General features: G+C 67.4%; 16 protein-coding genes. 14 read left to right on the top strand and 2 right to left on the bottom strand.

The window, feature by feature from the left end:
* From HNP52_RS15090 to HNP52_RS15040, 11 genes are all read left to right on the top strand, one after another.
* A complete protein-coding gene (locus HNP52_RS15090; RefSeq protein ID WP_184168469.1) occupies positions 1 to 1,002 on the top strand; it encodes a sugar ABC transporter substrate-binding protein in 1,002 nt (333 codons plus the stop codon).
* The gene (locus HNP52_RS23120; protein ID WP_260396172.1) at positions 996 to 2,642 is read left to right on the top strand and encodes a sugar ABC transporter ATP-binding protein; all 1,647 of its coding nucleotides are present in this window, start codon (positions 996 to 998) and stop codon (positions 2,640 to 2,642) included. The genes HNP52_RS15090 and HNP52_RS23120 overlap by 7 nt, the downstream gene beginning before the upstream one ends.
* Positions 2,639 to 3,757, top strand: coding sequence for an ABC transporter permease (locus HNP52_RS15080; protein ID WP_260396171.1), 1,119 nt, complete (start codon positions 2,639 to 2,641; stop codon positions 3,755 to 3,757). The genes HNP52_RS23120 and HNP52_RS15080 overlap by 4 nt, the downstream gene beginning before the upstream one ends.
* Positions 3,754 to 4,929, top strand: coding sequence for an extracellular solute-binding protein (locus HNP52_RS15075; RefSeq protein WP_184168468.1), 1,176 nt, complete (start codon positions 3,754 to 3,756; stop codon positions 4,927 to 4,929). Before HNP52_RS15080 ends, HNP52_RS15075 begins: the two co-directional genes overlap by 4 nt.
* A gap of 17 nt (positions 4,930 to 4,946) precedes the next feature.
* Entirely contained in the window at positions 4,947 to 5,990 is a 1,044-nt protein-coding gene (locus HNP52_RS15070) for a Gfo/Idh/MocA family protein (protein WP_260396223.1), read from the top strand.
* An 11-nt stretch (positions 5,991 to 6,001) separates the two neighbouring features.
* A complete protein-coding gene (locus HNP52_RS15065; RefSeq protein WP_311768483.1) occupies positions 6,002 to 6,724 on the top strand; it encodes an SDR family oxidoreductase in 723 nt (240 codons plus the stop codon).
* Positions 6,721 to 7,767, top strand: coding sequence for a hypothetical protein (locus HNP52_RS15060; protein ID WP_184168466.1), 1,047 nt, complete (start codon positions 6,721 to 6,723; stop codon positions 7,765 to 7,767). Before HNP52_RS15065 ends, HNP52_RS15060 begins: the two co-directional genes overlap by 4 nt.
* A gap of 203 nt (positions 7,768 to 7,970) precedes the next feature.
* Positions 7,971 to 9,752: a DUF5060 domain-containing protein gene (locus tag HNP52_RS15055; protein WP_184168465.1), complete on the top strand. Its 1,782-nt coding sequence runs from the start codon at positions 7,971 to 7,973 to the stop codon at positions 9,750 to 9,752.
* Between the two features lie 20 nt (positions 9,753 to 9,772).
* Positions 9,773 to 10,225, top strand: coding sequence for a hypothetical protein (locus tag HNP52_RS15050; RefSeq protein WP_184168464.1), 453 nt, complete (start codon positions 9,773 to 9,775; stop codon positions 10,223 to 10,225).
* A gap of 11 nt (positions 10,226 to 10,236) precedes the next feature.
* Positions 10,237 to 11,847 carry an alpha-L-fucosidase gene (locus tag HNP52_RS15045; RefSeq protein WP_260396170.1) on the top strand — a complete coding sequence of 537 codons (1,611 nt, stop codon included), beginning with the start codon at positions 10,237 to 10,239 and terminating at the stop codon, positions 11,845 to 11,847.
* Positions 11,848 to 11,909: 62 nt separating this feature from the next.
* Complete coding sequence (locus tag HNP52_RS15040) at positions 11,910 to 14,120, top strand: hypothetical protein (RefSeq protein ID WP_184168463.1); 2,211 nt, start codon at positions 11,910 to 11,912, stop codon at positions 14,118 to 14,120.
* A 177-nt stretch (positions 14,121 to 14,297) separates the two neighbouring features.
* On the opposite strand, the gene HNP52_RS15035 is transcribed toward HNP52_RS15040, so the two are convergent.
* Positions 14,298 to 15,500: an SGNH/GDSL hydrolase family protein gene (locus HNP52_RS15035; protein ID WP_311768482.1), complete on the bottom strand. Its 1,203-nt coding sequence runs from the start codon at positions 15,498 to 15,500 to the stop codon at positions 14,298 to 14,300.
* Entirely contained in the window at positions 15,497 to 17,575 is a 2,079-nt protein-coding gene (locus HNP52_RS15030; protein ID WP_184168462.1) for a beta-galactosidase, read from the bottom strand. The genes HNP52_RS15035 and HNP52_RS15030 overlap by 4 nt, the downstream gene beginning before the upstream one ends.
* A gap of 144 nt (positions 17,576 to 17,719) precedes the next feature.
* Between HNP52_RS15030 and HNP52_RS15025 the strand changes: the two genes are divergently transcribed.
* The 3 genes from HNP52_RS15025 to HNP52_RS15015 all read left to right on the top strand — a co-directional run bounded on the left by HNP52_RS15025 (position 17,720) and on the right by HNP52_RS15015 (position 23,791).
* Positions 17,720 to 21,769 carry a glycosyl hydrolase gene (locus HNP52_RS15025; protein ID WP_184168461.1) on the top strand — a complete coding sequence of 1,350 codons (4,050 nt, stop codon included), beginning with the start codon at positions 17,720 to 17,722 and terminating at the stop codon, positions 21,767 to 21,769.
* Between the two features lie 121 nt (positions 21,770 to 21,890).
* On the top strand, positions 21,891 to 22,934 hold the full coding sequence (locus tag HNP52_RS15020) for an aldo/keto reductase (RefSeq protein ID WP_260396169.1): 1,044 nt from the start codon (positions 21,891 to 21,893) through the stop codon (positions 22,932 to 22,934).
* 95 nt (positions 22,935 to 23,029) lie between these two features.
* Positions 23,030 to 23,791, top strand: coding sequence for a FadR/GntR family transcriptional regulator (locus HNP52_RS15015; RefSeq protein ID WP_184168460.1), 762 nt, complete (start codon positions 23,030 to 23,032; stop codon positions 23,789 to 23,791).
* Positions 23,792 to 23,902: the final 111 nt, after the last annotated feature.

Genomic DNA, 23,902 nt, shown 5'->3' with positions numbered 1-23,902 from the left:
ATGCGGTTGCGCCCGATCCCCCTGGTCCTCGCGCTCTGCGTCGTCGCCATCTCGGCGGCATCGCTCGCCGGCGTGCGCAATGCCGCGCGCGCGGCCAATGGCGCGGTGGCGAGCCAGGCGGGCAACGGCCCGCGCTACGGCCTGTCCACCGTCGGGCTCAGCTATCCCTTCGCCGCCGCCATCGCCAAGGGCTTCAGCGACGCCGCCGCCAAGGCCGGTGCCCGCGCCGTGGTGCTCGATGCCAAGGGCGACGTCCAGAAACAGGCCAACGACATTGACGACCTGATCGCCCAGAAGGTCGCCGGCGTCGCGGTGATGCCGATCGACTCCGTCGTCGCCCAGGGCTGGGTCCGCCGCGCCAATAGCCAGAATGTTCCGATCGCGGCGGTGGCGGCGCTGGTCGGCGATCCGCGCACCCGCGCGATCGACAACGTCTATCCCGGCCTCGTCGCGCTCGCTTCGCAGGACGAAGTCGCCGCCGGCCGCGCGGCGGGCTCGCTCGCCGCGACCTGGCTGCCGCGCGACCGCACCGCCCGCATCGCGATCATCGAAGGTGCTGCCGGCTTCCCCGAAGTCGAGCAGCGCGCCCGCGGCTTCCGCCTGGCGCTCGATGCCGCCGGGCTGCGCTACCGGATCGTCGCTTCGCAGCCGGGCAACTGGACCAGCCAGGGCGGGGAGGCGGCCTGTCAGAACATCCTGGCCGCCCAGCCCGATATCGACCTGTTCTATAACGAGGCCGACGACATGGTGATCGGCTGCGCCCGCGCCGTGCGCGCGGCGGGCGCAAAGGCCCGGCTGATCGGCGTCGGCGGCTCGAAGCTCGCCATCGCCTCGATCAAGGCCGGCGCGGTCGACGGCACCGTCTGCTTCAAGCCCGAGGCGCTGGGCGCGCTCGCCTTCGAAGCGCTGCACGACAAGGCCCAGGGCGCCTCGCGCTTCCGCACCTATCCGATCCCGGCGGTGACCCGGGCGACCGTCAGCGAATGTGTCGGCCAATGGTAGGCGCGCCGCTCCTCAGCCTCGCCGGCGTCGAGAAGGTCTGGCCGAACGGCACCGCCGCGCTGCGCGGGGTCGATCTCACCTTGCATGCCGGCCGCGTCCACGGGCTGCTCGGCGCCAACGGCGCGGGCAAGTCGACGCTGATCAAGGTGCTTGCCGGCGCGATCCCGGCGAGCGGCGGCACGATCCACTGGCGGGGCGAGTCCGTGCATTGGACCAGCCCGCGCGCGGCACGGGCGGCAGGCGTGGCGACGATCTACCAGCATATCCCGCTGGTGCCGACGCTGTCGGTGGTCGAGAACATGCTGCTCGAGCGTGCCGGCGGCTGGCGCGCCGATCGGGCAGGGCGCGCCCGCGCCGCCGAAGTGGCCGGCCTGCTCGGCAATCCCTTCGATCTCGATGCGCTGGTCGGGGATCTGCCGATCGGCACCCGCCAGATGGTCGCGATCGCCCAGGGGCTGATGGCCGATCCGGCGCTGCTCATCATGGACGAGCCGACCGCCTCGCTCGCCGAACATGAGCGCGAACGCGTCTATGCCGTGGTCCGCCTGCTCGCCGCACAGGGCCATGCGGTGCTGTTCGTCTCGCATTTCCTCGACGAGATCCTGTCGCTCACCGACGAAGTCACCGTGCTGCGCGATGGCCGCGCAGTGCTGCACGCCCAGACCGCGACGCTGGACGAAGCGGCGATTGCGGAAGCGATTGCGGGCCGTTCGGTTCAGGCGCTCGAACGTAGGTCGCGGGCCAGGCCGTTGGGCGCAATCGTGCCCACGGCACTTTCTGTTCCCCGGCGAACGCCGGGGCCCAGGGTAACAGAGCAAGACGGCAGAGAAACTCTGGGCCCCGGCGTTCGCCGGGGAACAGCTGGGGTGACGATCCCGCCTGAAGGTCGATACGATCTAACCCCGTCAGATCCACCCGCCCTCGAACTCCGCGACCTCGCTTCCCCCGGCAAGCTCGCCCCAACCAGCCTGACGGTCCAATCCGGCGAGATCGTCGGCATCGCCGGCATGCTCGGTTCGGGGCGCAGCGAATTGCTCCACGCGATCTTCCGCGCCGATCCCGCCGCGCGTGGCGCGGTGCTGCTCCACGGCAAGCCGATCGGGCGCACGCCCGAGGAAGCCGTGGCGGCAGGCATCGCGCTGGTGCCCGAGGACCGGGCAACGCAGGGGTTCATCGCCGGCATGAGCGTCGCCGAGAATATCGCGCTGCCGCGCACCGGCCTGTTCCAGTCGCCGGAGCGCGAGCGCGAAGCCGCATTGGCAGCGATCGAGCGGCTGGCGATCAAGGTGCAGGGCCCCGATGCGCCTGTAGGTGAGCTTTCGGGCGGCAATGCCCAGAAGGTGGTGATCGCCAAATGGCTCACCCCCGACACGCGGCTGCTGCTGCTCGACGAGCCCACCGCCGGCATCGATATCGGCGCGCGCACCGACATCCTCCGGCTGATCCGCGGCCTCGCCGATGACGGTCTGCCGGTGCTGCTGGTCAGCTCCGAGTTCGAGGAGCTGATCGGCATCTGCGATCGCATCCTGGTGATGCGCGACGGGCTGGTGATCGCCGAAGTCGATCCCGAAACCACCGATGAGGCGGCGCTGATCCAGCGCGCCAGTGGCAATTTTCCAAGCACAGGAATGGCTGCATGATGCAGACGACAGACTGGCGCGCCGGCCTCGGGCTGCGCAAGGCCGGCATTTACTACGCGCTGCTGATCCTGCTCGCGCTGCTTGCCGGCATCGCCCATTCGCGCGGGCTCCCGGCGTACCTGTCGGCGCAGAATCTCGGCAACATCGCCTATCAGGCGTCGCTGGTCGGGATCATGGGCGTGGCGATGACGGTGATGCTGATCACCGGCGCCTTCGATCTCTCGGTCGCCTCGGTCGCGGCGCTCGCGGCGGCGGTGCTGGTCGGGCTCGCCCCGAGCATCGGCTTTCCGCTGGCGGCGCTCGCCGCGATCGTCACCGCGATATCGGTCGGCCTGTTCAACGGGGCGGTCGTCCAGTTCGTCGGTATCAACGCCTTCATCGTCACGCTCGGCACGCTCACGGCGGTGCGCGGGCTGGTGCTGGTGCTCACCGATGGCCGCTCGCTGATGGTCGAGCAGCCGGAGGTGCTCCAGCAGATGCTGGCCTTTGAGAGCACCCGCGTGCCGCTGTTCTGGCCGCTGCTCGCGCTCGCCGTCGCGCTGTTCGCCTGGGCCGCATTCCGCCACCGGATCCTGATCGGGCTGGCCGGCCTGGTCGTCGCGGGTCTGGCCTTGCTGGCTGGGCGCGATTTCGCGGTGGCGGCACCGGTGGTCTATCTCGCATTGTTCACGGCTTTGGTCTGGGCGGTGCTGCGCTTCACCGTGGTCGGCCGGCGTATCTATGCCGTGGGCGGCAATGCCGAGGCCGCGCGGCTCTCGGGCGTCAACGTCCACGCCTACAAGCTCGGCGCCTTCATCCTGTCGAGCGCGGCGGCGGGCTTTGCCGGCGTGCTGTTCGGCTGCCGGCTCGGCGCGATCAACCCCACCGCGTTGCAGGGTGCCGAGCTTACCGTCATCGCCTCGGCGATCCTTGGCGGCACGTCGCTGTTCGGCGGGGCAGGGAGCGTGCTCAAGACGGTGGCCGGCGCGCTGCTGCTGTTCACGCTCACCAACGGCTTCAACGTGCTCGATCTGGGCGCCAGCTATCAGGGGCTGATCGAAGGCGTGGTCGTGATCGCCGCCGCCGCGATCTACACCGTGGGCGGCGATCGCCGTCGCAAGGAGGCGGCGCGATGAGCCGGCTGCGCATCGCCGTCCGCCGCTTCGGTCCCTTCGAAAGCACGATCCGCAAGCAGTTCGACGATTTCCTGCGGGTAAGCGGCCGCGATGCCGGGCTCGAAGCCGTGGCGATGGACCTCAATCCGCTCCACGAAAGCGCGATTGCCGGGCGCGGGCTGGCCAGCGGCGAATGGGACATCGCCTTCCTCAACACCGATTGGCTGGCCGAAGCGGTGGCCGACGGGTTGCTCGAGGATCTGGCGCCGCATCAGGCGCGCGCGCCGATCCCCGATTGGCCCGATGCCTGGAGCCCGTCGCTCACCGGCCTGCAGCAATTCGGCGGCGGGCTGTGGGCAATGCCCTATCATGACGGGCCCGAGTGCCTGGTCTACCGCAAGGACCTGATCGCCGAGCCGCCTGCGACCTGGCAGGAATTCCATGCGCTGGCGCGGGCGCATCATGCGCCGGCCGAGGCGCGCTACGGCACGGTGCTCGCGCTCTATCCGGACGGGCACAACAGCTTCTACGATTTCTGCATCCATGTCTGGTCGCGCGGCGGCGAGGTGTTCGACAGCCTCGGGCGGCCCGACCTGGCTTCGTCCCAGGCGCAGGATGCGCTCGATTTCCTGCGGATGCTGGCGCGCGATACGGAGGCTATCGCGCCCGATTGCCGGTCGCTGGACAGCGTCGCGTCGGGCGGGCTCTTTGCCGAGGGCAAGGTCGCGCTGATGGCCAATTGGTTCGGCTTCGCGGCCTATGCCGATACCGCGCCGGAGAGCCGGGTGCGCGGGCTGGTCGATGTGGCACCTTTGCCCGGCAACGTGTCGCTCAACGTCTTCTGGGTGCTGGCGATCGGTTCGGGTGCGCGCGACAAGGTGCTGGCCTGGGATTTCCTGCGCCACTGCGCGACCGCGCCGATGGACCGGCTGACCACCAGCGAAGGCGCGATCGGTGTGCGGCGCTCGACCTGGCGCGATCCGGAGATCAACGCGCGTCTGCCCTATTACCACCGGCTCGAATGGCTGCATGAACATGCCCGTTCGATGCCGATCACGCCCGATCTCGCGCGGATCAGCCATATCGTCGACGATCTGATGACCGAAGCGGTCACCGGTGATCGCCCGACGGCCGAACTGCTCGCCGAAGCGCAGCGGCGTGCGCTCGCCTGCCAGCCTCCCGCCCTCTCATGAATGTCCCGGTGAATTCCATGCTCCAGCAGAGCTGGCCGATGCCCTCGGCCCCGCGTCCGATCGTCATCCTCGGCACCGGGGGGATCGTTGCGGATGCGCACCTCCCTGCCTATCTCAAGGCCGGTTTTCCGGTCGCCGGGCTCTACGATGTGGATCGCGGGCGTGCCGAGGCACTGGCGGCCGAGTGGGGTGTACCCCGCGTGTTCGCCTCGCTCGAAGAGGCCGCAAAGGCGGATGCGGTCTTCGATATAGCCGCTCCGCCGGTGGCGCACGGAGAGATTCTCGAATCCCTCCCCCAAGGCGCGACGGTACTTCTGCAGAAGCCGATGGGCCTCGATCTGCAGGCCGCAACGGCAATCCGGGACACCTGCCGCAACCGCGGCCTGGTCGCCTCGGTCAACTTCCAGCTCCGCTATTCGGCGATGATGCTGGCGATACGGGATGCAGTACGACAGGGCAGGTTGGGCACGCTGACGGAAATCGAAGTCCGCATAAACCTCGCAACCCCCTGGCACCTGTTCCCGCATCTGAAGAGCAACAAGCGGGTCGAGATCGTCAGCCACTCGATCCACTATCTCGACGCGATCCGCGCGTTGGTGGGAGAACCGGAAAGCATCTTCGCCCGTAGCTTCGACCACCCCTCGGGCGAGCTGGCGGATACGCGGACGTCGATGATCCTCGACTACGGTCCGACATTGCGCTGCCTGTTGTCGATCAACCACCAGCACGACTTCGGCCGCCGCTTCCAGGATGCGAGTTTCAGGGTGGAAGGCCTGGAAGGCGCGGTGATCGCCACACTGGGGGTGCTGCTTGACTATCCCGCAGGCGAGCCGGACGCGCTGTGGCTGACCGATCGGCGGCGGGACTGGGAACAGGTCCCATTGGCGGGCGCCTGGTTCCCCGACGCTTTCATCGGCCCGATGGCCAATCTCCAGCGCTTCGCTGCGGGCGAGGACACGGTGCTTTCCACCCATGTCGAGGACGCGTGGCGCACCATGGCGCTCGTCGAGGCTGCTTATCGCTCGGGCGACCAGTCCGGCATGTCCATTCCCAGACCCTGAAGGACCCAATTGTGACCGACCTTACCGGAAAGACCGCGCTCGTGACCGCCGCCGCCCAGGGCATCGGCCGCGCCTCGGTGCTCGCCCTTGCCGCCGCCGGTGCGCGGGTGATCGCGACCGATATCGACGAAGCGCGGCTGGAAGGGCTTGCGAGCGACCGCATCGAGACGCGCCGGCTGGACGTGCTCGATCCTGCCGCGGTGGCTGCGCTGGCTGACGAGACGATCGACATCTTGTTCAACTGCGCCGGCGTCGTCCACGGCGGCACGGTACTCGAGACCAGCGATGTGGATCTCGACTTCGCCTGGCGGCTCAACGTGATGGCGATGGTGCACACCTGCCAGGCGGTGCTGCCCGGCATGGCCGCTCGGGGCGGTGGTTCGATCATCAACATGTCGTCGATCGCGTCGAGCGTGAAGGGCGTGCCCAACCGTTTCGCCTATTCGGTGACGAAGGCGGCGGTACTCGGCCTCACCAAATCGATCGCCGCCGATTTCGTGAGCAAGAACATCCGCGTCACCGCGATCTGCCCCGGTACGGTCGATACCCCGTCCCTGCAGGAGCGGCTGGGCGCGGGCGGCGACTATGAGGGCACCCGCGCGGCCTTTGTCGCGCGCCAGCCGATCGGCCGGCTTGGCACGCCGGAGGAGATTGCCGACCTCGTCGTCTATCTCGCCGGCGCGAGCTACACCACCGGCCAGGCGCACGTCATCGATGGAGGCTGGGGCATATGACGATCGATCGGCGAGCGCTGCTTGGGAGCGGCGCGGGGGCGTTGCTGCTTTCGGGAGCCGCAAGGGCGGGCACCCGCGATCCTCTCGCGCCCTATCGGACGCCTTACAAATATCCCAAGCTGATTCTGGGCGGCTCGGGCATTCCCGGCAGCTTCGACGAGAAGGCGGTCGATTGCCCGTTCGTCTTCTCCGCCAACGGCAAATTTTACCTGACCTATGTCGGCTTCGACGGCACCGGCTACCAGACCGGCATCTGTGAATCGACCAACCTGATCGACTGGACCCGCAAGGGCGTGATCCTGGCCCGCGACCCCAGCGACCCGATCACCCGGTTCAACATCGCCTGCGCCTCGATCCTGCGGGAGAACGAGCTGCAATCGCCCGCGCGGCTGATCAAGGTGGGCGGGCGCTATGTCGCTGCGTGGCATGCCTATCCCAATGCGGGCTATGAGGAAGGGGCGGCCGTGATCGGGCTCGCCTGGAGCGATGACCTGCTCCACTGGGAACGCGGCCCGGTGATCCTGCGGGCCGAGGACGGTGCGGAATGGGAGCGCGGCGGGCTCTACAAGCCCTATCTGGTCAAGATCGGCGACACCTTCCACCTTTACTACAATGCCAAGACCACGGGTCGCCCCTGGAAGGAGCAGACGGGCCTTGCGATCTCGAAGGATCTCAGGAGCTGGACACGGCATCCCGCCAGCCCCTTGATCCGCAACGGGCCTGAGGGTGCGCCCGACTTCCGCTTCGCGAGCGACCCCGTCGTCGTCTCGCACCGCGGGCAATGGGGCATGTTCTATTTCGGCCTCGCCAAGGACGGCTATGCGCGCGACCTGTTCGCGTTCGGCGACAGTCCGACCCGATTCACCAAGGCGGACGAGGTGCTGATCGATGTCGGCCCGCCGGGCTCGATCGACGAGAAATTCGCCCACAAGCCGGCAGTGATCCACCACGACGGCGCGCTCTACCATTTCTACTGCGCGGTAAGCGGCAAATGGCCGAACGACGTGCGCGGGCTCGCAGTGGCGCGCTCCAAGCCGTGGTGAGCGATCAAAATATTTGACTCGGCAAAACTGCAGAAATAGCTTCGCTGAATAATCATATTAGAATATTATTGATGCGGTTGCGTAGGAGCCGGTGCCCAGTGAAGAGCGGGTGCCCAGGAGCGCTCTGACGCGGGGTTGCCGCGCAAACAGGGAGAGGGATGATGGCACACGCCCAACGGCGGTGGAGGCCGCTGCTTGTCTGCTTGAAACTCGTCGCCGTGCTGGTCGGCATTGGCGGCGGCGTTGCAGCTTCGGCGGCAACGATCGAGGGCAAGCTCCAGCAATGGCGCGATGTCCAGCTCAGCTTCAACGGACCGAAGACGAGCGAGACCGCTGATCCCAATCCCTTCAGCGACTATCGCTTGAACGTCACCTTCACCAACGGCAGCAAGACCTATGTCGTGCCCGGCTATTTCGCCGCGGACGGTAGTGCCGCCGAGACCAGCGCGACCGAAGGTAGTGTGTGGCGCGTTCATTTCGTGCCGGACGCGGCGGGTGCCTGGACCTATCAGGTCTCGTTCCGCACCGGCAAGGACGTGGCGGCGAGCCAGGATCCTGGTGCGGGCACTGCGGTGTCGATCGACGGCGAGAAGGGTGTGCTGCAGATTGCGGCGGCGGACCGGTCGGGCCGCAACAAGCTCGACAACGGCATGCTGCAATATGTCGGCCAGCATTTCCTGCGCTATTCCGGCAGCGGGAAATACTTCGTGATGGCGGGATCGCAGAGCCCGGAGAATTTCCTCGCCTATTACCAGTTCGACAACACCAAGGACCATCGGGGGGCGAAGGGCTTCGCGACCGAGGATCAGCTCCACCATTACGACCCGCATGTCCGCGACTGGAAGCCCGGCGATCCGACCTGGCAGGGCGGCAAGGGGAAGGGCATCATCGGCGCGCTCAACTATCTCGCGTCGAAAGGGATGAACTCCTTCTACACGCTGACGATGAACAACTATGGCGATGCCATGGATATCAATCCATGGATCTCCTACGACGCGCATACCCGCTATGACGTGTCGAAGCTGGCCCAGTGGGAGATCGTCTTCTCGCACATGGACCGGCTGGGCATGCAGGTCATGCTCATCACCCAGGAGGAAGAGGGCGAGCAGACGCTCGGCAAGCTCGGGGTGGAGCGGCGGATCTACTATCGCGAGCTGGTCGCCCGCTTCGCGCACCATCGCGGGGTGATCTGGGATCTCGACGAGGAGATGGACCGGTTCCGCTATTTCACGACGCGGGATATCGAGGAAATCTCCAACTACATCAAGGCGATCGATCCCTGGAAACACCCGATCCAGTATGTCCAGTGGAAGGCGGAGATGATCGCCGACGACAAGACCTATGGTCGGCTGCTCGGCTTCAGGAACTTTGACGCGACCGCGCTCCAGCACGATCCCGAGAACACTCATGCCGAGACGATCAAGTGGCTCGACAAGTCGGCCGCTGCCGGACACCCGTGGCTGGTCCAGCTGATCGAGATGAACCCCGGCGTGCACACCGACGTCGAGGATCCCGGGCACGACAAGGTGCGCAAGCTGGCGATCTGGGGCCATTACATGGCCGGCGGCACCGGCACGATGTTCTTCTTCACCGATCCGATCGGCGATCTGAACATGGAGGATTTCCGTAGCCGCGATCAGCTGTTCGACCTGATCCGCCACGCGCATGATTTCGTCAGCACCTACCTGCCGGTCACCGAGATGAAGCATGCCGATGCGCTGACCCCGGCGACCGATGACTATGTGCTGGCCAAGCCGGGCGCGGTCTATGCGGTCTACCTGCCCGAGGGTGGTACGACCACGCTCGACCTGTCGGCGGCGACGGGGCCGTTCGAAGTCAAATGGTACAATCCGCGGACCGGCGGCGCGCTGCAGAACGGCAGCGTGCGCAGCGTGCAGGGCGGTGGTTCGGTCGCGCTCGGCAATGCGCCGAAGGGCGATGGCGGCGACTGGACCGTGCTGGTCCGCAAGACCGGCAAGCGCTGAGCGCAGAGGGGATCAAGCCAATGAACAAGCTTCTACTCACGCTCGGAGCGCTGCTCCTCTCGCCTGCTGCCTTTGCGCAGGAGGCGAGCGGCGGCGCGGAGGTCGTGTCGCCGATGAACAGCAGCATGCTGGTCAAGATGAATACCTCGATCAGCAGCACCGCCAGCAAGCCCGGCGACCCGATCACCGGCATGCTGATCGACCCGCGCGAGCTGCGCGGGGCGGTGATCGAGGGCAAGGTGGTGCGCGCCGATCACGCGATCCTCGACTTTGCGTTCGACCGGATCATCGTCGGCGGGAAGGTGATCCCGATCCAGTCGCGGATCGTGTCGCTGACCAGCTCCAAGGGCAATGAAGGCCGCGATGACCTGGACAACCGGGTGCGCATCGAAGGTGTCGGGATCATCGCTTTCGGTACCGCCACAGCAGTCGACGAAGGCGCGGAAGTTCGCATCACTGCGTGGAAGCGGTGAGCACCAGGATCATGGAGAAGATCAGGATGATATCGGGCAAGCGCATTTTTGGCGCGTCGGTGGCGATGGCCGCGCTGGCGCTGGCCGTACCGGCGGCGGCGCAGGTGCCGGGTTATGAAGCCAAGGTCGATGCCAAGCTGCGGCAGGTGAAGGCGGGGATCGCCAAGGGGCCGTTCAAGTCGGACTGGGACGCGCTGCGCGGCAAATATCGCACGCCCGAATGGTTCCGCGACGCCAAGTTCGGCATCTTCATCCATTGGGGCCCGTATTCGGTGCCAGCGTTCGCCAATGAATGGTATTCGCGCAACATGTATGTGCCCGGCAACGCCGCGTACAAGCATCATGTCGAGACCTACGGCCCGCAGTCCAAGTTCGGCTACAAGGACTTCATTCCGCAGTTCAAGGCGGAGAAGTTCGACCCCACGGGCTGGGTGAAGCTGTTCCAGCAGGCAGGTGCCAGATATGTCGTGCCGGTCGCCGAGCATTGCGACGGCTTCGCGATGTACGCGTCGGACTTCACCGAATGGGATGCCTCCAAGATGGGGCCGAAGCGCGACACCACCGGCGAGATTGCCAAGGCCGCGCGCGCCGCGGGCCTGCATTTCGGCCTGTCCTCGCACCGCGCCGAGCATTGGTGGTGGTATTATATGGGCCGCACCTTCGATTCCGACGTGAACGATCCGAAGAATGACGGCCTGTACGGTCCGGCGGCGCCGATGGGCCTGCCGGCCGACAAGCCGGAGAGCTGGCCCGATGGTGGCCAGCTCCAGACCTGGATGCCGCCCAACAAGGCGTTCCTCAACGACTGGATGGCGCGCACCGCGGAGTTGGTCGACAAGTACAAGCCGGAGCTGATCTATTTCGACTGGTGGACCGCGGCGCCCAGCTTCGAACCGCTGATGCGCGACACCGCCGCCTATTATTACAACCGCTCGGCAGGCTGGGGCGGGCAGGGCATCATCGCGTACAAGGGCGGGCAGTTCGCCGAGGGCAGCGCGCTGTTCGACATGGAGCGCGGCAAGACCGACGCGCTCAAGCTGACGCCCTGGCAGTCCGACACGTCGGTGAGCGTGCATAGCTGGGGCTATGCCAAGAATGACAGCTACCGTACGGCGCAGTCGCTGATCTCCGACCTGATCGACATCGTCAGCAAGAACGGCAATCTGCTGCTCAATGTCGGCCCCAAGGCCGACGGGACGATCCCCGACGAGATCGCCCAGGTGCTGCAGGGCATGGGCGGCTGGCTCAAGGTGAACGGCGAAGCGATCTACGGCACGCGCCCGTTCCAGTTCTTCGGCGAGGGGCCGACCAAGTCGGGTCAGGTGCGCGTGGGCGGCCAGGTCGAGGAATCCGCGGTGAAGGGCTACACGCCCGCCGACATCCGCTTCACCACCAAGGGCGACAATCTCTACGCGCTCGGGCTCGAGCGGCCGAAGGACGGCGCGGTGCTGATCAAGACGCTCTATGCCGGCACGCCCTATCTGACGGCGCCGATCAAGAGCATCGCGCTGCTCGACGGCGGCAAGGTCGAATGGGAGCAGACCCCCAAGGGGCTGCGCATCGCGCTGCCGGCGGTGGGCGACGGGGCCTACCCCTACGCACTCCGCATCCGCACGCGCTGAATCAACGAAAAGGCACGGCCGGGCCAGGTGCACCGGCCGGCCGACACTCAGGGGAAGATATCATGAAGCGGTTCGCTTGCCTGTTCACCGCCGCCGCGCTTGCGGGGACGGCGCTCTCTGCACCTGCCTCGGCGCAGGACATTCCGATGCAGCCCTTCCCGGTGGACCATGAGGCACGGGTCGATTCCGGCGCCGATGCCCGGTTCCTGCTCGACGGGCCGGCGGGCAAGTACGGCTTCATCCAGGCGCGCGATGGCCACCTCTATCGCGGCGACGGCAAGCGCTTCCGCTGCTGGGGCGTCAACCTGACCGGCTGGACGATCGGCGGCGAGGAGATCCCCTCGCACAAGGACGCCGAGACCTATGCCAATGCGCTGGCGCGGCTGGGGGTGAACTGCGTCCGCATGCACTTCCTCGACCGGCCCGACACGCCGGATCAGATGCGCAACGAGGGTACGAACGGGCCGGTCACGCACGGCCCGCGCGGCCTGATCCGCGGCGATGTGAACAATAGCCGCGAGATCAATCCCGAGCGGATGGAACGGCTCGATTACTGGTTCGCGCAGCTCAAGAAGAACGGCATCTACGTCAACTTCAACCTGAATGTCGGCCGGGTCTTCAAGTCCGGCGACGGGGTGCCCGATGTCGATCTGATCAACAACGCCAAGGCCTTCACCTATTTCGGCCCGGAGCTGGTCGCGCTGCAGAAGGAATATGCCAAGCAGCTGCTCGGCCATACCAACCAATATACCGGGCTGCGCTATGCCGACGATCCGGCGGTGATGACCGTCGAGGTGGTCAACGAGAATTCGGTGCTCGAATTCTGGATGCGCAACTGGCTGCGCGGCGAGCGGGTGAAGGGCGGGGCGAACTACCAGCTCGACATGACGCCGCATTACCAGGCGCTGCTGGTCGACAAGTACAATGCCTGGCTGGCGAAGAACCGCACGCCGGCGCAGGTCGCCGAGCTGCACCGCATGGCGGGTGTGGCGGCGGACAAGCCGGTGCCGTTCATGCGGCGCGGCGATCACCCCGATGCACCGCGCCTGCGCCTCGATGCCGAGCTGGCCTTCCTCACCCAGGTCGAGATCGACTTCCACGCCGACATGAAGCACTTCCTGAAGGACGAGCTGGGCGTGAAGTCGCCGGTCGTGCCGATGGCGGACCACACCTATTTCATCGCCAACCAGCCGCTGATGCGCACCGCGCTCAAGGGCGACATCGTCGATGCGCATGTCTATTGGCAGCATCCGGCGATCTATGGGCGGCGGAACGAGCCGATGGTCAACAGCCCCGAGCTGTCGATCATCCAGAAGCTCGCGCGCAGCACCGCTGTCGGCAAGCCGTTCACGGTGAGCGAGGTCAACCACCCGTTCCCGAGCCAATATGGATCGGAGATGATCCCGATCCTCGCCTCCTATGCGGCGCTGCAGGACTGGGACGGGATCTTCTTCTACACCTTCGAGACCAAGATCAGTGGCGAGTGGAAGCCGGCGATCGCCGACCATTTCGACATGACACTGGACCCGGTGAAGATGGCGCAGATGCCCGCCGGCGCGATGATCTTCCTGCGCGGCGACGTCTCGGCGGCGAAGACGCTGCTGACGCGCTCCTATTCGACCGACCAGATCAGCGAGGCATCACGCCTGCCGCGGGCCGAGATGCCCTATTATACGCCGGGCTTCGACAGGATGATCCCGCTGGTCCATGGCTCGCGGGTCTCGTGCCTCGATTGCAAGCCGAGCCTGCCCGCGCCGCTGCCGGCTGCGAACCCGATCGTCTCGGATACGAAGGAGCTCAGCTGGAAGACCTCGGAGGGCAAGGACGGCATCGTCAGCGTCGATACGTCGCGCAGCCAGGCGCTGGTCGGCTTCGTGCGTGAAAATGCCAAGGTGCAGACGCGCAATCTCTCGGCCGAGATCGCCAACCGTTTTGCTACGATCACGCTGTCGTCGCTCGACGGCAAGCCGATCAATCTGTCGAACCGGCTGCTGCTCACCACGACGAGCACGACCCAGAATACCGGCGCCACCTGGGACGAGCGCCGCGCGATGCTGACCAACTGGGGCACCGCGCCGACGCTGATCGAGCCGGTGACCGGCTGGATCCAGCTCAAGGACCTGGAAGGCGCGATCGGCGTGTTTGCCCAGCCGCTGGACGGCGCGGCACGGCCGATTGGGAAGGAGATCCAGGGCAAGATGATCGAGCCGGGCTGGGAGATCCGCGTGGGAGCGCCGGCTACGACGAGCTATCTGATCCGGGTGGAGCGCTGAGCTCAGCCGCCGGGCAGGCGCTTCTCCGCTCCCTGCAAGGGAGGGGCTGGGGGTGGGTTGCGAGCGGAGCGAGCCCAGCCACGCACTTGGTGTAAAAGAAAAGGCCGGGCATCGAGCCCGACCTTTTCTAACCCACCCCTAACCCCTCCCTTGTAGGGAGGGGAATGTGAAATGTGGCTACCGGCAGCCCTGCTTCAGGATCTGGGGCAGGGCGGTCCTCGCCATGTGGGTATAGCCCGCATCGTTCGGGTGGAGATGGTCGCCGATCTGCTCGGCCAGACGCATGGTGCCGGGCTGGCCGGGCTCGTCCATCGCCTTGTCGAAGTCGATCAGGCCGTCGAAGCGCGCGGCATTGGCGCGGATCCAGGCATTGGCGGCCTGGCGGCGCTGCTCGCCCGCAGCATCGGCATAGGCGGCGCCCTGATAGGGCAGCAGCGTGCCGAAGATCACCTTGAGACCGCGTGCCTTGGCCCGGACCAGCAGCTGCTCATAGGCGGCTATCAGGCTGGCGGCGGGGGGCTGCCAGTCCTTGTCCGGGTTCTTCACCTTGCCGATGTCGTTGATGCCTTCGAGGATCACGACATGGGTGGCGCCGGGCACCGACAGCACGTCGCGATCGAAACGGGCGAGCGCACCGGGGCCACGGCCCTGGCTTAACAGGCGGTTGCCGCTGATCCCGGCATTGGCGACGGCCCAGCAGCGGCCCTGCGGATTGGCGGGCAGCAGCCTGCCGAGCTGGTCGGGCCAGCTCATCGCCTTGGACGCGCCGGCGCCCTCGGTGATCGAATCGCCGAAGGTTACCAGCACCTTGGTGGCCATGGTGCCCGACAGCTCGAGCGCACTGACCACGCCCGAGGCGCGGGCGCGGCGAGGGCTGGGGAGGATGAGCTCGGCGGTGGCGTCGCCGCCGGCGATGTCGACCATCTGGGCGTGGGTGGGCGGGGCCACTTCGTCGGGGAAGTAGAGTGAGACCGCGAGCCGCTCGCCGGCGGCCACCGGATAGGCGAGCGGATCGGAGAGCATCGGGGCGCGGGCGGGGATGCGAACATCGCGCGCGGCGCTGAAAGTAAGTGTGCGCAGGCTGCCGGGCACCGGATTGCCCTCGGCATCAAGGCGGAGGATCGAGGCGCCGCCGATGCGTAGCGGCTCGTCGGCCAGCTCGTTGCTGAGGCGCACCCGCAGCGTCTTGCCGGCGATGCCGGCACGCAGCTCCTGGCGGACCGTCTCGGCCTTGAACGGGCGGCCGAGCGCCTTGCCGTCGCGCGTATCGGGCTCATAGCCGATCGGCGGGCCAGACCAGGCGGGCACCCAATGATCGGGGCCGGCTGCCGCGCCGGCGAGGATGAGGGCGGCGAGCGAGAGCGTCAGCGGCTTGATCACTTGGTCTCTCCCAGCGTGAACCAGGCGATGCCGTGGGCGGCGACCTGGCCGTCCGCCCAGTCGCCGCCGGCCGGCTTCGCACCGGCGGGTAGGGCGAGCGGGTGGGCCTGCTTGCCATGGTTGATCGCGATCAGCACGCGCTTGCCGCCACCGGCGCGCACGGCGATTTCGAGATCGGGGTCGGCACCTGGGAGGATCGGGGTCACCTTCGCATCGGCGAGCAGGCTGGTGGCGAGCTGCGCCATCGCGGCCGGATCGAGCCAGGCGCCGACATAGGTGATGCTGCCCTTGCCGACCTTGCGGGTGACGATTGCGGGTTTGCCGTCGAGCCAGCCATGCTTGTCGGCATAGGTGGCGCGGACCTGCACGTCCTTGGCGATAGGCATGATGTCCTCGGCCCAGATCGTCGCCTTGCCCGCGACCGCGCCGGTTACGCCGACGCTTTCGTCCAGCGCATAATATTGGGCGATTTCAGCGCCGAGCAGGCCGGCGAGCGGCCCCGGCTGCTTCTGCGGCCAGAGCGCATTGGCATCGTCACGCATGCCCGAGCGCGGGCCGAGCACCAGGTTGCCGCCGCTGCGGACATAGGTTTCCAGCGCCTTGGCCTGTGCCTCGGTGAGGACCATCAGATTGGGGGCGACCACCAGCTTGTAGCGGGCGAGATCGGCTTCGGGGGCGACGACATGCACGCCCTGCGCCTGGGTGCGCAGCGGGCGGTAGAAGTCGGTGAACGCCTTGATCGCGTCGAAGCCCTTGTGATGGCGCTGGATATCGATCGCCCAGCGGCTGTCATAGGAGAAGAGCATCGCGACATCGGCGGTGGGCGCGGTGTCGGCGAGCAGGGGCGCGGCGGCGACGAGGTCGGCGGCGGTGCGGGCGATCTCGGGCTGGATCGGGTTGGGCTTGCCGTCCTGCCCCAGCACCGCGCCGTGATAGGTTTCCTGGCCATTGGCGGCGGGGCGCCACTGCCAGTAGAGCACCGCATCGGCGCCGTGGGCGACGGCCTGCCATGCCATTTCGCGGACCTGACCGGGATCGAGTGCGCGGTTGACCGGGGCCCAATCGACCCGGCCGGGCTGGGTTTCCATCAGCCAGAAATTGCGCTGCTTGTAGCCGCGGACGAGATCGTGGTTGGCGCCGTTCGCCACCCAATCGGGGCGGCCTTCCTGGATGTAATTGTCCCAGGAGGCGATATCGAGATCGCGGTGCATCGCGAAGTGATCGAAGCCCGCATTCCAGAACATCGTGTTGGTGGTGACGAAGGCGCGGGGATCGATCAGCGGGCGGATCGCGCGGACCTGGTTCTGGACATAGTCGGTCCAGGTCGCGGTGGTGAAGTGCTTGAAATCGAGCAGCAAACCCGGGTTCTGCTGGCCGGTGGCGCGCAGCGGGACCTGGCCGAAGTCATTGTAATGCTGGCTCCAATATTCGGTGGTCCAGCGGCGGTTGAGCTCGTCGATGCTGCCGTAGCGCTTCTGCAGGAAGGCGTGCCAGGCAGCGACGGACTCGGGGTCGAACGAGGGCGGGCCGACTTCGTTGTCGATCTGCCAGCCGACCACCGCGGGATCCTTGCCGTAGCGCCTGGCCATCTCGACCGCGATCCGGCGGGAGAAGTCGCGGTAGCGGGCGCTGGCGAAAGAGAAGTGGCGGCGGCCGCCATGGCCGGCGCGGGTGCCGTTCTCATCGACCCGCAGCACCTCGGGGTATTTCTGGGTGAGCCAGGCGGGCGGAGCGGCGGTCGGGGTGCCGATCACCACCATCATGCCGTGCTTCCTGGCCGCCGCGATCGCGCGGTCGAGCCAGGCGAAATCGAACTTGCCCTCTTCAGGCTCCATCCGGCTCCAGGCGAACTCACCGACCCGTACCGTATTGAATCCAGTGGCTTTCATCAGCGCGAGATCCGTGTCCCAGCGCGCCTCGGGCCATTGCTCGGGATACCAGGCGACACCGACCGCGATGGCCGGCTTGTCGGCAAAGGCGGTGGCGCGGCTGAGGCTGCCCGCCTGCGCCAAAGCCGCCGGGGCGGTGGTGCTCAGGGCCAATGCCAGCACCGCCCATCCTGCCCAACGGGCCATCCTCTCTCTCCCTTGTCGTTTCATACGCTTTTGGTTGCAAAGGTGATGCCGCGAGATGGCTTCGAGGCCAAGCCTTATTTATCGTTTTATATGATGTTTCGAGCTGCTAGGCTGCCGCAAAAGAATAGCCGGAGAGGGAGAGATATGGCGGGCATCGGACGGTGGCTGGCGGGGTGCGCGCTGGTGATTCCGGCGGCGGGAGCGATGGCGCAGGAGGCGCCGCAACCGGCGGCCGACCGGCCGAGCCCGGAGGCGTTCCGCGATCCGCCGGCCGAGGTGCGGCCCGGGACTTTCTACCACTGGATGAACGGCAACGTATCAGCAGACGGTCTGGACGCGGATCTTCGCGCGATGCGGGAAATCGGCATCGGCAGCGTGATGGCGTTCGACGGCAGCAGCGACGTGCCGAAGGGGCCGGTCGACTATCTCAGCCCGGACTGGTTGCGGCTGATGACGCACATGATGGCGAAAGCCGACCAGCTGGGCATGAAGGTGGGGCTGCACAATGCGCCAGGCTGGTCGTCCTCGGGCGGGCCCTGGATCACCCCCGAGCGATCGATGCAGCAGCTCGTCTGGACCGAGACGACGGTGGCGGGTGGCAAGCCGGTCACGGTGAAGCTCGCGCAACCCTATACGAAGCTTGGCTATTATCGCGACGCCGCGCTGATCGCCTTTCCGGCGAGCGCGGGCGACGACAGCGTGTACCGCGACGCGGTCGCCGAGATGCGGACGGCGAGTCCGGTCGCCCCGGCGGTGCTGACCGACCGGGACTTGAACACCGGCGTGGATGCAACCCCCGACGCACCCCTGACCATAAGGATGAAGTCGCCCTTCACCGCGCAGGCGGTGACTCTGTACAGCGACGCGCATGCCGGGCCGTTCAGTGCGAACATCGAAGCCTCAAGCGACGGCAAGAGCTGGACGCGGATCGGCCAGGTCAGTGCGCCGGCGCAGCATGAGCGCGGGATCGAGGCGCCCGGCACGATCAACTTCGCGCCGGTCACCGCCAGCTGGTTCCGCGTCACGCCCAAGGGCAGGCTGAAGCTCACCGAGGCGCTGTTCCATGCGACGCCGCGCATCGACGGCTGGGACCTGAAGGGCGAGCATCTGTTCCGCGCCTCGCCCGCCGTGGAGCCGCACCCGGGCGATCTGCGCAAGGCCGATGCGATCGACCCCGCGAAGGTGATCGACCTGACCGGCAAGCTCGATGCCAGTGGCACGCTGCGCTGGACGCCACCGGCGGGGCGCTGGACGGTGCTGCGGCTGGGGCATACCAGCACCGCGCATTTGAATGTCGCGGCATCGGATGCCGGGCGGGGGCTCGAGGTCGACAAGCTCGATCCCGATGCGGTGGATTTCCAGTTCCAGAGCAGCGTCGGCAAGCTGGCCGAGGCGTCGGGCGGCTATCTCGGCAAGACCTTCGACATGCTGATGATCGACAGCTATGAGGCGGGGCTGCAGAACTGGACGGCGAAGCTGCCGCAGTTCTTCGCGAAGCAGAAGGGCTATGCGATCACGCGCTGGCTGCCGGCGCTGACCGGGCGGATCGTCGGCGATGTCGACCAGTCCGACCGCTTCCTGTTCGATTTCCGCGATACGCTCTCGGACCTGATGGCGGACAATTATTATGGCCGGATGCAGAGCCACGCCAACGCGATCGGCCTGCATTTCTATGCCGAGCCCTACGGGCCCGGCGCGTTCGACACGCTGCAGGTTTCGGGGCGGACCGAAGTGCCGAGCAGCGAATTCTGGACGCGCACGCCCTGGACCGACAACCGATCGATGAAGATGGTGACGTCGGCGGCGCATGTGTACGGCAAGCCCGTCATTGCGGCGGAGAGCTTCACCGGCGAGGCACAGACCAGCCGCTGGCAGGATTATCCCTATGCGATGAAGGCGCTGGGCGACCAGATGTTCGCGCTGGGGCTCAACCAGATCATCTTCCACCGCTATGCCCACCAGCCCAATCCCAAGGCGGCGCCGGGGATGGTGATGGGGCCGTGGGGCATCAACCTCGATCGCAGCAACACCTGGTTCGCGCAGGCCAGGCCGTGGATGCAGTATCTGGCGCGTAGCCAGTATCTGCTGCGGCAGGGCACTTATGTTGCCGATGTGCTGTTCTTCACCGGGGAGGAGACGCCGTACCAGGCCGAATATGCGCGGCCCGATGTGTCGCCGGACAGCAACCCGAAGATCGGCCAATATTTCGAGCCGCATATCCCGCCGGGCTATCAATATGACCTGGTCAATGCCGAGGTGCTGCTGACCCGGGCAAGCGTGAAGAACGGCCGGATCGTGCTGGCGAACGGGGCGGAGTATCGGTTGCTGGTGCTGCCCGCGACGCTATCGAGCATGACGCCGCAGCTGGCGAGCAAGCTGCACGCGCTGGTCGAGCAGGGCGCGGTGATCCTGGGCCCGCGGCCGGTCCATTCGATGACGATGACCGGCGACGCGGATTTCCGCGCGGCGACCGAGGCGCTGTGGGGCAGCGGGGATGCGCCGCGCAAGGTCGGCGCGGGGATGGTGTTCCCCAGGGGCAGCGTGCTCGAGGCGATGGACGCGCTCAAGGTCGGGCCCGATGCGCGGTGCGAGACGCGGACGCCCGACGGGCAGGTGGCGTGGCTGCACCGCAAGCTGGCGGGCGGCGACATGTATTTCGTCGCCAATCGCCAGCGCCGCGCCGAGACGGTGACGTGCAGCTTCCGCGTGGGCGGTGCCGTGCCGTCGCTCTGGGATGCCGAGACGGGGACGGTCTCGCGCCCGGTGCTGTTCGCGAGCGATGCGGCGGAGACGAAGGTGACGTTCGACCTGTCGCCGGCGGGTTCGACCTTTGTGATGCTCGACCCCGATAAAGGGGAGAAGCGTACCGGCTGGATCGCGCGCGACGGCAAGCGGGTGGCCGAGCTCGATCCGCCGGTCGCGGTGCGGGCGGCGGCGCCGGAGGGCAGCTTCACCTTGTCACTATGGGCCAAGCCGGACATCGATTTGCGCGTGCTGCCCGACGAGAAGACCGAGGGGCGGATCAACGAGACGGGCAAGAACTATCTGATCAACGCGCGATCGGGGCGTGACCTGCACGGCGAAGGCACCGCGATTGCCGGGCTGGCGATCGGCCGCAACGGCGCGATGGTGATCGAGCGGGCGAGCCCGGACAGCGTGCCGGCGGTGCTGGTGAGCCGCACCCCGGTCTCGGGCTGGACGCATGTTGCGCTGGTCTATGACCAGGGGACGCCGAGCCTCTATCTGAACGGCAAGCTGGTGCGGACCGGGCTGCGCAGCGGGCGGCGGGTGTTCGCGGGCGGCAGCGATGCGCCGCAGCCGCTGGGCGTGAGCTATTTCTTCGAGGGCAATTCGACGCCGCTCAAGACGGTGGCGCGGGCGCTCGGCGCGGACGAGATTGCGGCCGAAGCGGCGGGCGCGCCGCCGGTCGCGCCGATCGCGGCGACGCCGGTGACGGTGGAGCGCGACGATACCGGCGGGCTGCACGGGCTGGCCTGGACGAGCGGGCGCTATACGCTGGAGGGGGGCGGGGGCTTCACCGCCAAGGTGCCCGAGCCGGTGACGGTGGCGGGGCCGTGGACGGTGCGCTTCCAGCCCGGGCGCGGGGCACCGGAGAGCGTGGTGCTGCCCAGGCTGGAATCGCTCAGCCATCATAAGGATGACGGGGTGCGGCATTTCTCGGGCACCGCGACCTATCAGCGCAATATCGACGTGCCGGCGAGCGCACTGGGCAAGGGGCGGCGGGTCTATCTCGATCTGGGCCGGGTCGAGGTGCTGTCGGGCGTGACCGTCAACGGCAAGGATCTCGGCGTGGTGTGGAAGGAGCCCTACCGCGTCGACATCACCGATGTGGTGAAGCGGGGGGCGAACAGCGTGTCGCTCGCCGTGACCAACCTCTGGGCCAATCGGATGATCGCCGATGCGGCGCTGCCCGAGGAAGGCAAGTTCGTCGATGCCGAGTGGCAGATCGGCGAGAAAGTGACAGCGGACGGCAAGAAGGTGCCGGTGATGGCGCGCAAGATCACCGCGCTGCCCGACTGGTACAAGGCGGGCGAAGCCAAGCCGGCGGGCGGGCGGGTAACCTTCACGCCCTGGACCTTCTATTCGGCGGACGAGCCGTTGCTCGATTCCGGGCTGCTGGGGCCGGTGCGGCTGGTGTTCGCCCAGGAAGTTTCGGTGAAGCGGGAGCGCTAGCTCGTGGCGGCCTTCATCCTTCTTGTTCCCCGGCGAACGCCGGGGTCCAGGGCCGCGAGCGGTCCGGCAGAGAAACCCTGGGCCCCGGCGTTCGCCGGGGAGCCGAGAGGGGGCAGTGACGATGCCTGAGGCCATGCAATATGCCCTGCTCGGCAATAGCGGGCTGGTCGTCTCGCGGCTGGCGTTCGGCGCGCTGACGCTGACCCGGGACGATCCGATGCAGGGCCTCGCCAAGGTGCGCGGGGCGGATGCCGATGCGCTGGTCGGTCAGGCGCTCGATGCCGGGATCAACTTCTTCGACACCGCCGACATCTATGCGGGCGGCCAGTCCGAGGAAGTGCTGGGCAAGGCGCTGGCGCCGCACCGCGACGGGGTGGTGATCGCGACCAAGGTGATGGGGCGGATGGGCACGCCGCTGGTGCAGGCGGGGCTGACCAAGCGACACATCGGCTGGGCGATCGACCAGAGTTTGCGTCGGCTCGGGACGGACTGGGTGGACGTCTATGTCGCGCATAACGAGGATGCGCGGACGCCGCTGGAGGAGACGCTGGAGGCGCTCGACGCGGTCGTGCGGGCGGGCAAGGCGCGTTATCTCGGCTTCTCCAACTGGTCGGCCTGGAAGGTCGCCGCCGCGCTCGAGCTGCAGCGCGCCAATGGCTGGGCGCAATTCACCCATGGGCAGATGTACTACTCGCTGCTCGGCCGCGACATCGAGCGCGACCTGATGCTGATGCGGGGGCGCTACGGGATCGGGGTGACCGCGTGGAGCCCGCTGGCCGGCGGCTTCCTGTCGGGGAAATATGATCGCGACCGGCCGGGTGGGGCGGGGGACCGGCTGGCGGCGACCGGCCATATGCCGTTCGACCGGGAGCTGGGCTTCGCGCTGCTCGACCTGTTGCGGGTGATCGCTGCCGAGTTGGGGGCGAGCGTGGCGCAGGTGTCGCTCGCCTGGTTGCTCGCCCGGTCGGTGGACAGCGTGATCCTGGGCGCGTCGCGGCCGGAGCAGCTGGCGGACAATCTGGGGGCGGCGGAACTGGTGTTGCCCGATGACGTGGTGGCGCGGCTCGATGCGCTGACCGCGCCGGTGGAGATCTACCCGCACTGGCATTGGCGCAACGCCGCCGACGGGCCGCTGGAGGCGGCGCTTTCCGGGCGGGGGAGATAGCACCGGAACCGCGACGAGGGGCTGGCCACAAATACTATTATAACTGTAAGGAAGTGGATTGGCCGGCTATTCCGGTCCCCTGGAGAACCTTGAAAATGCTGGCCCGCCCGAACTTCAGCCGTTTTGCAGAGACAGCGCTGTCGAGCCACGATCAGGTGGCGCGGGCGCTGGGGGGCGAGATCCTGGCCGGCGTCTATCCGCCCGGCGCGAAGCTGCCCTCCGAGGCCGAGATGCTGGCGCGCTTCGGCGTGTCGCGCACCGTGCTGCGCGAGGCGTTCAAGACGCTGACCGCCAAGGGGCTGATCGTGTCGCGCACGCGCGTGGGCACCACGGTGCTGGATAGCGCGCACTGGAATTTCTTCGATGCCGATGTGCTGACCTGGAAGGTGTCGCAGGGCTTCGACATGGCGTTCGTGCGCGATCTCGCCGCGATCCGGCTGGCGATCGAGCCGGCGGCGGCGCAGGCGGCGGCCGAGCAGGCGAGCGAGGCGGACATCGCGCTGATGCGCGACTGCGTGGCGCGGATGGGCGATGCGCCGGGCGATGCGGGCGAGTTCGCCACCGCCGATCTCGAGTTCCACAAGGCGGTGGGCCAGGCTTCGGGCAATGTGCTGATGCGCTCGCTCTCCGCGGTGATCGAGACCGCGCTGCTCGCGTCGTTCCGGATGAGCTCGCCGGTGCGCGAGGCCGAAGTGCATGAGGAGAGCGTGAAGGGGCACAGCCGGATCGTCGATGCGATCGAGGCGCGCGACGGCGAAGGCGCGGCCCAGGCGATGCGGGATATCATCGGGCATGGCTTTGCGCGGCTGGAGCGCGCGGGGACGGGTGGCGCGAAGAAGAAGCGCGCGAAGGACTAGGCGGACCACAGGCGGCTCTTGCTGTTCCCCGGCGACAGCCGGGGTCCAGGGTCACGAGCGGGTCGGCAGAGAAACCCTGGGCCCCGGCTTTCGCCGGGGAACAGATGGGCT

Origin of the sequence: Sphingomonas kyeonggiensis, assembly GCF_014204495.1 — a bacterium.
GTDB classification, from domain to species: Bacteria; Pseudomonadota; Alphaproteobacteria; order Sphingomonadales; family Sphingomonadaceae; genus Sphingomonas; species Sphingomonas kyeonggiensis_A.
The sequence above is the reverse complement of the archived record's forward strand: the minus strand, read 5'-3'. Positions and strand labels throughout refer to the sequence as shown.

What these genes read in the sequence shown, in the direction of transcription:
- HNP52_RS15090 (WP_184168469.1), top strand. Translation starts at nt 1, where the DNA reads ATGCGGTTGCGCCCGATCCCCCTGGTCCTCGCGCTCTGCGTCGTCGCC.
- HNP52_RS23120 (WP_260396172.1), top strand. Translation starts at nt 996, where the DNA reads ATGGTAGGCGCGCCGCTCCTCAGCCTCGCCGGCGTCGAGAAGGTCTGG.
- HNP52_RS15080 (WP_260396171.1), top strand. Translation starts at nt 2,639, where the DNA reads ATGATGCAGACGACAGACTGGCGCGCCGGCCTCGGGCTGCGCAAGGCC.
- HNP52_RS15075 (WP_184168468.1), top strand. Translation starts at nt 3,754, where the DNA reads ATGAGCCGGCTGCGCATCGCCGTCCGCCGCTTCGGTCCCTTCGAAAGC.
- HNP52_RS15070 (WP_260396223.1), top strand. Translation starts at nt 4,947, where the DNA reads ATGCTCCAGCAGAGCTGGCCGATGCCCTCGGCCCCGCGTCCGATCGTC.
- HNP52_RS15060 (WP_184168466.1), top strand. Translation starts at nt 6,721, where the DNA reads ATGACGATCGATCGGCGAGCGCTGCTTGGGAGCGGCGCGGGGGCGTTG.
- HNP52_RS15050 (WP_184168464.1), top strand. Translation starts at nt 9,773, where the DNA reads ATGAACAAGCTTCTACTCACGCTCGGAGCGCTGCTCCTCTCGCCTGCT.
- HNP52_RS15045 (WP_260396170.1), top strand. Translation starts at nt 10,237, where the DNA reads ATGGAGAAGATCAGGATGATATCGGGCAAGCGCATTTTTGGCGCGTCG.
- HNP52_RS15040 (WP_184168463.1), top strand. Translation starts at nt 11,910, where the DNA reads ATGAAGCGGTTCGCTTGCCTGTTCACCGCCGCCGCGCTTGCGGGGACG.
- HNP52_RS15030 (WP_184168462.1), bottom strand. Translation starts at nt 17,575, where the DNA reads ATGGCCCGTTGGGCAGGATGGGCGGTGCTGGCATTGGCCCTGAGCACC.
- HNP52_RS15025 (WP_184168461.1), top strand. Translation starts at nt 17,720, where the DNA reads ATGGCGGGCATCGGACGGTGGCTGGCGGGGTGCGCGCTGGTGATTCCG.
- HNP52_RS15020 (WP_260396169.1), top strand. Translation starts at nt 21,891, where the DNA reads ATGCCTGAGGCCATGCAATATGCCCTGCTCGGCAATAGCGGGCTGGTC.
- HNP52_RS15015 (WP_184168460.1), top strand. Translation starts at nt 23,030, where the DNA reads ATGCTGGCCCGCCCGAACTTCAGCCGTTTTGCAGAGACAGCGCTGTCG.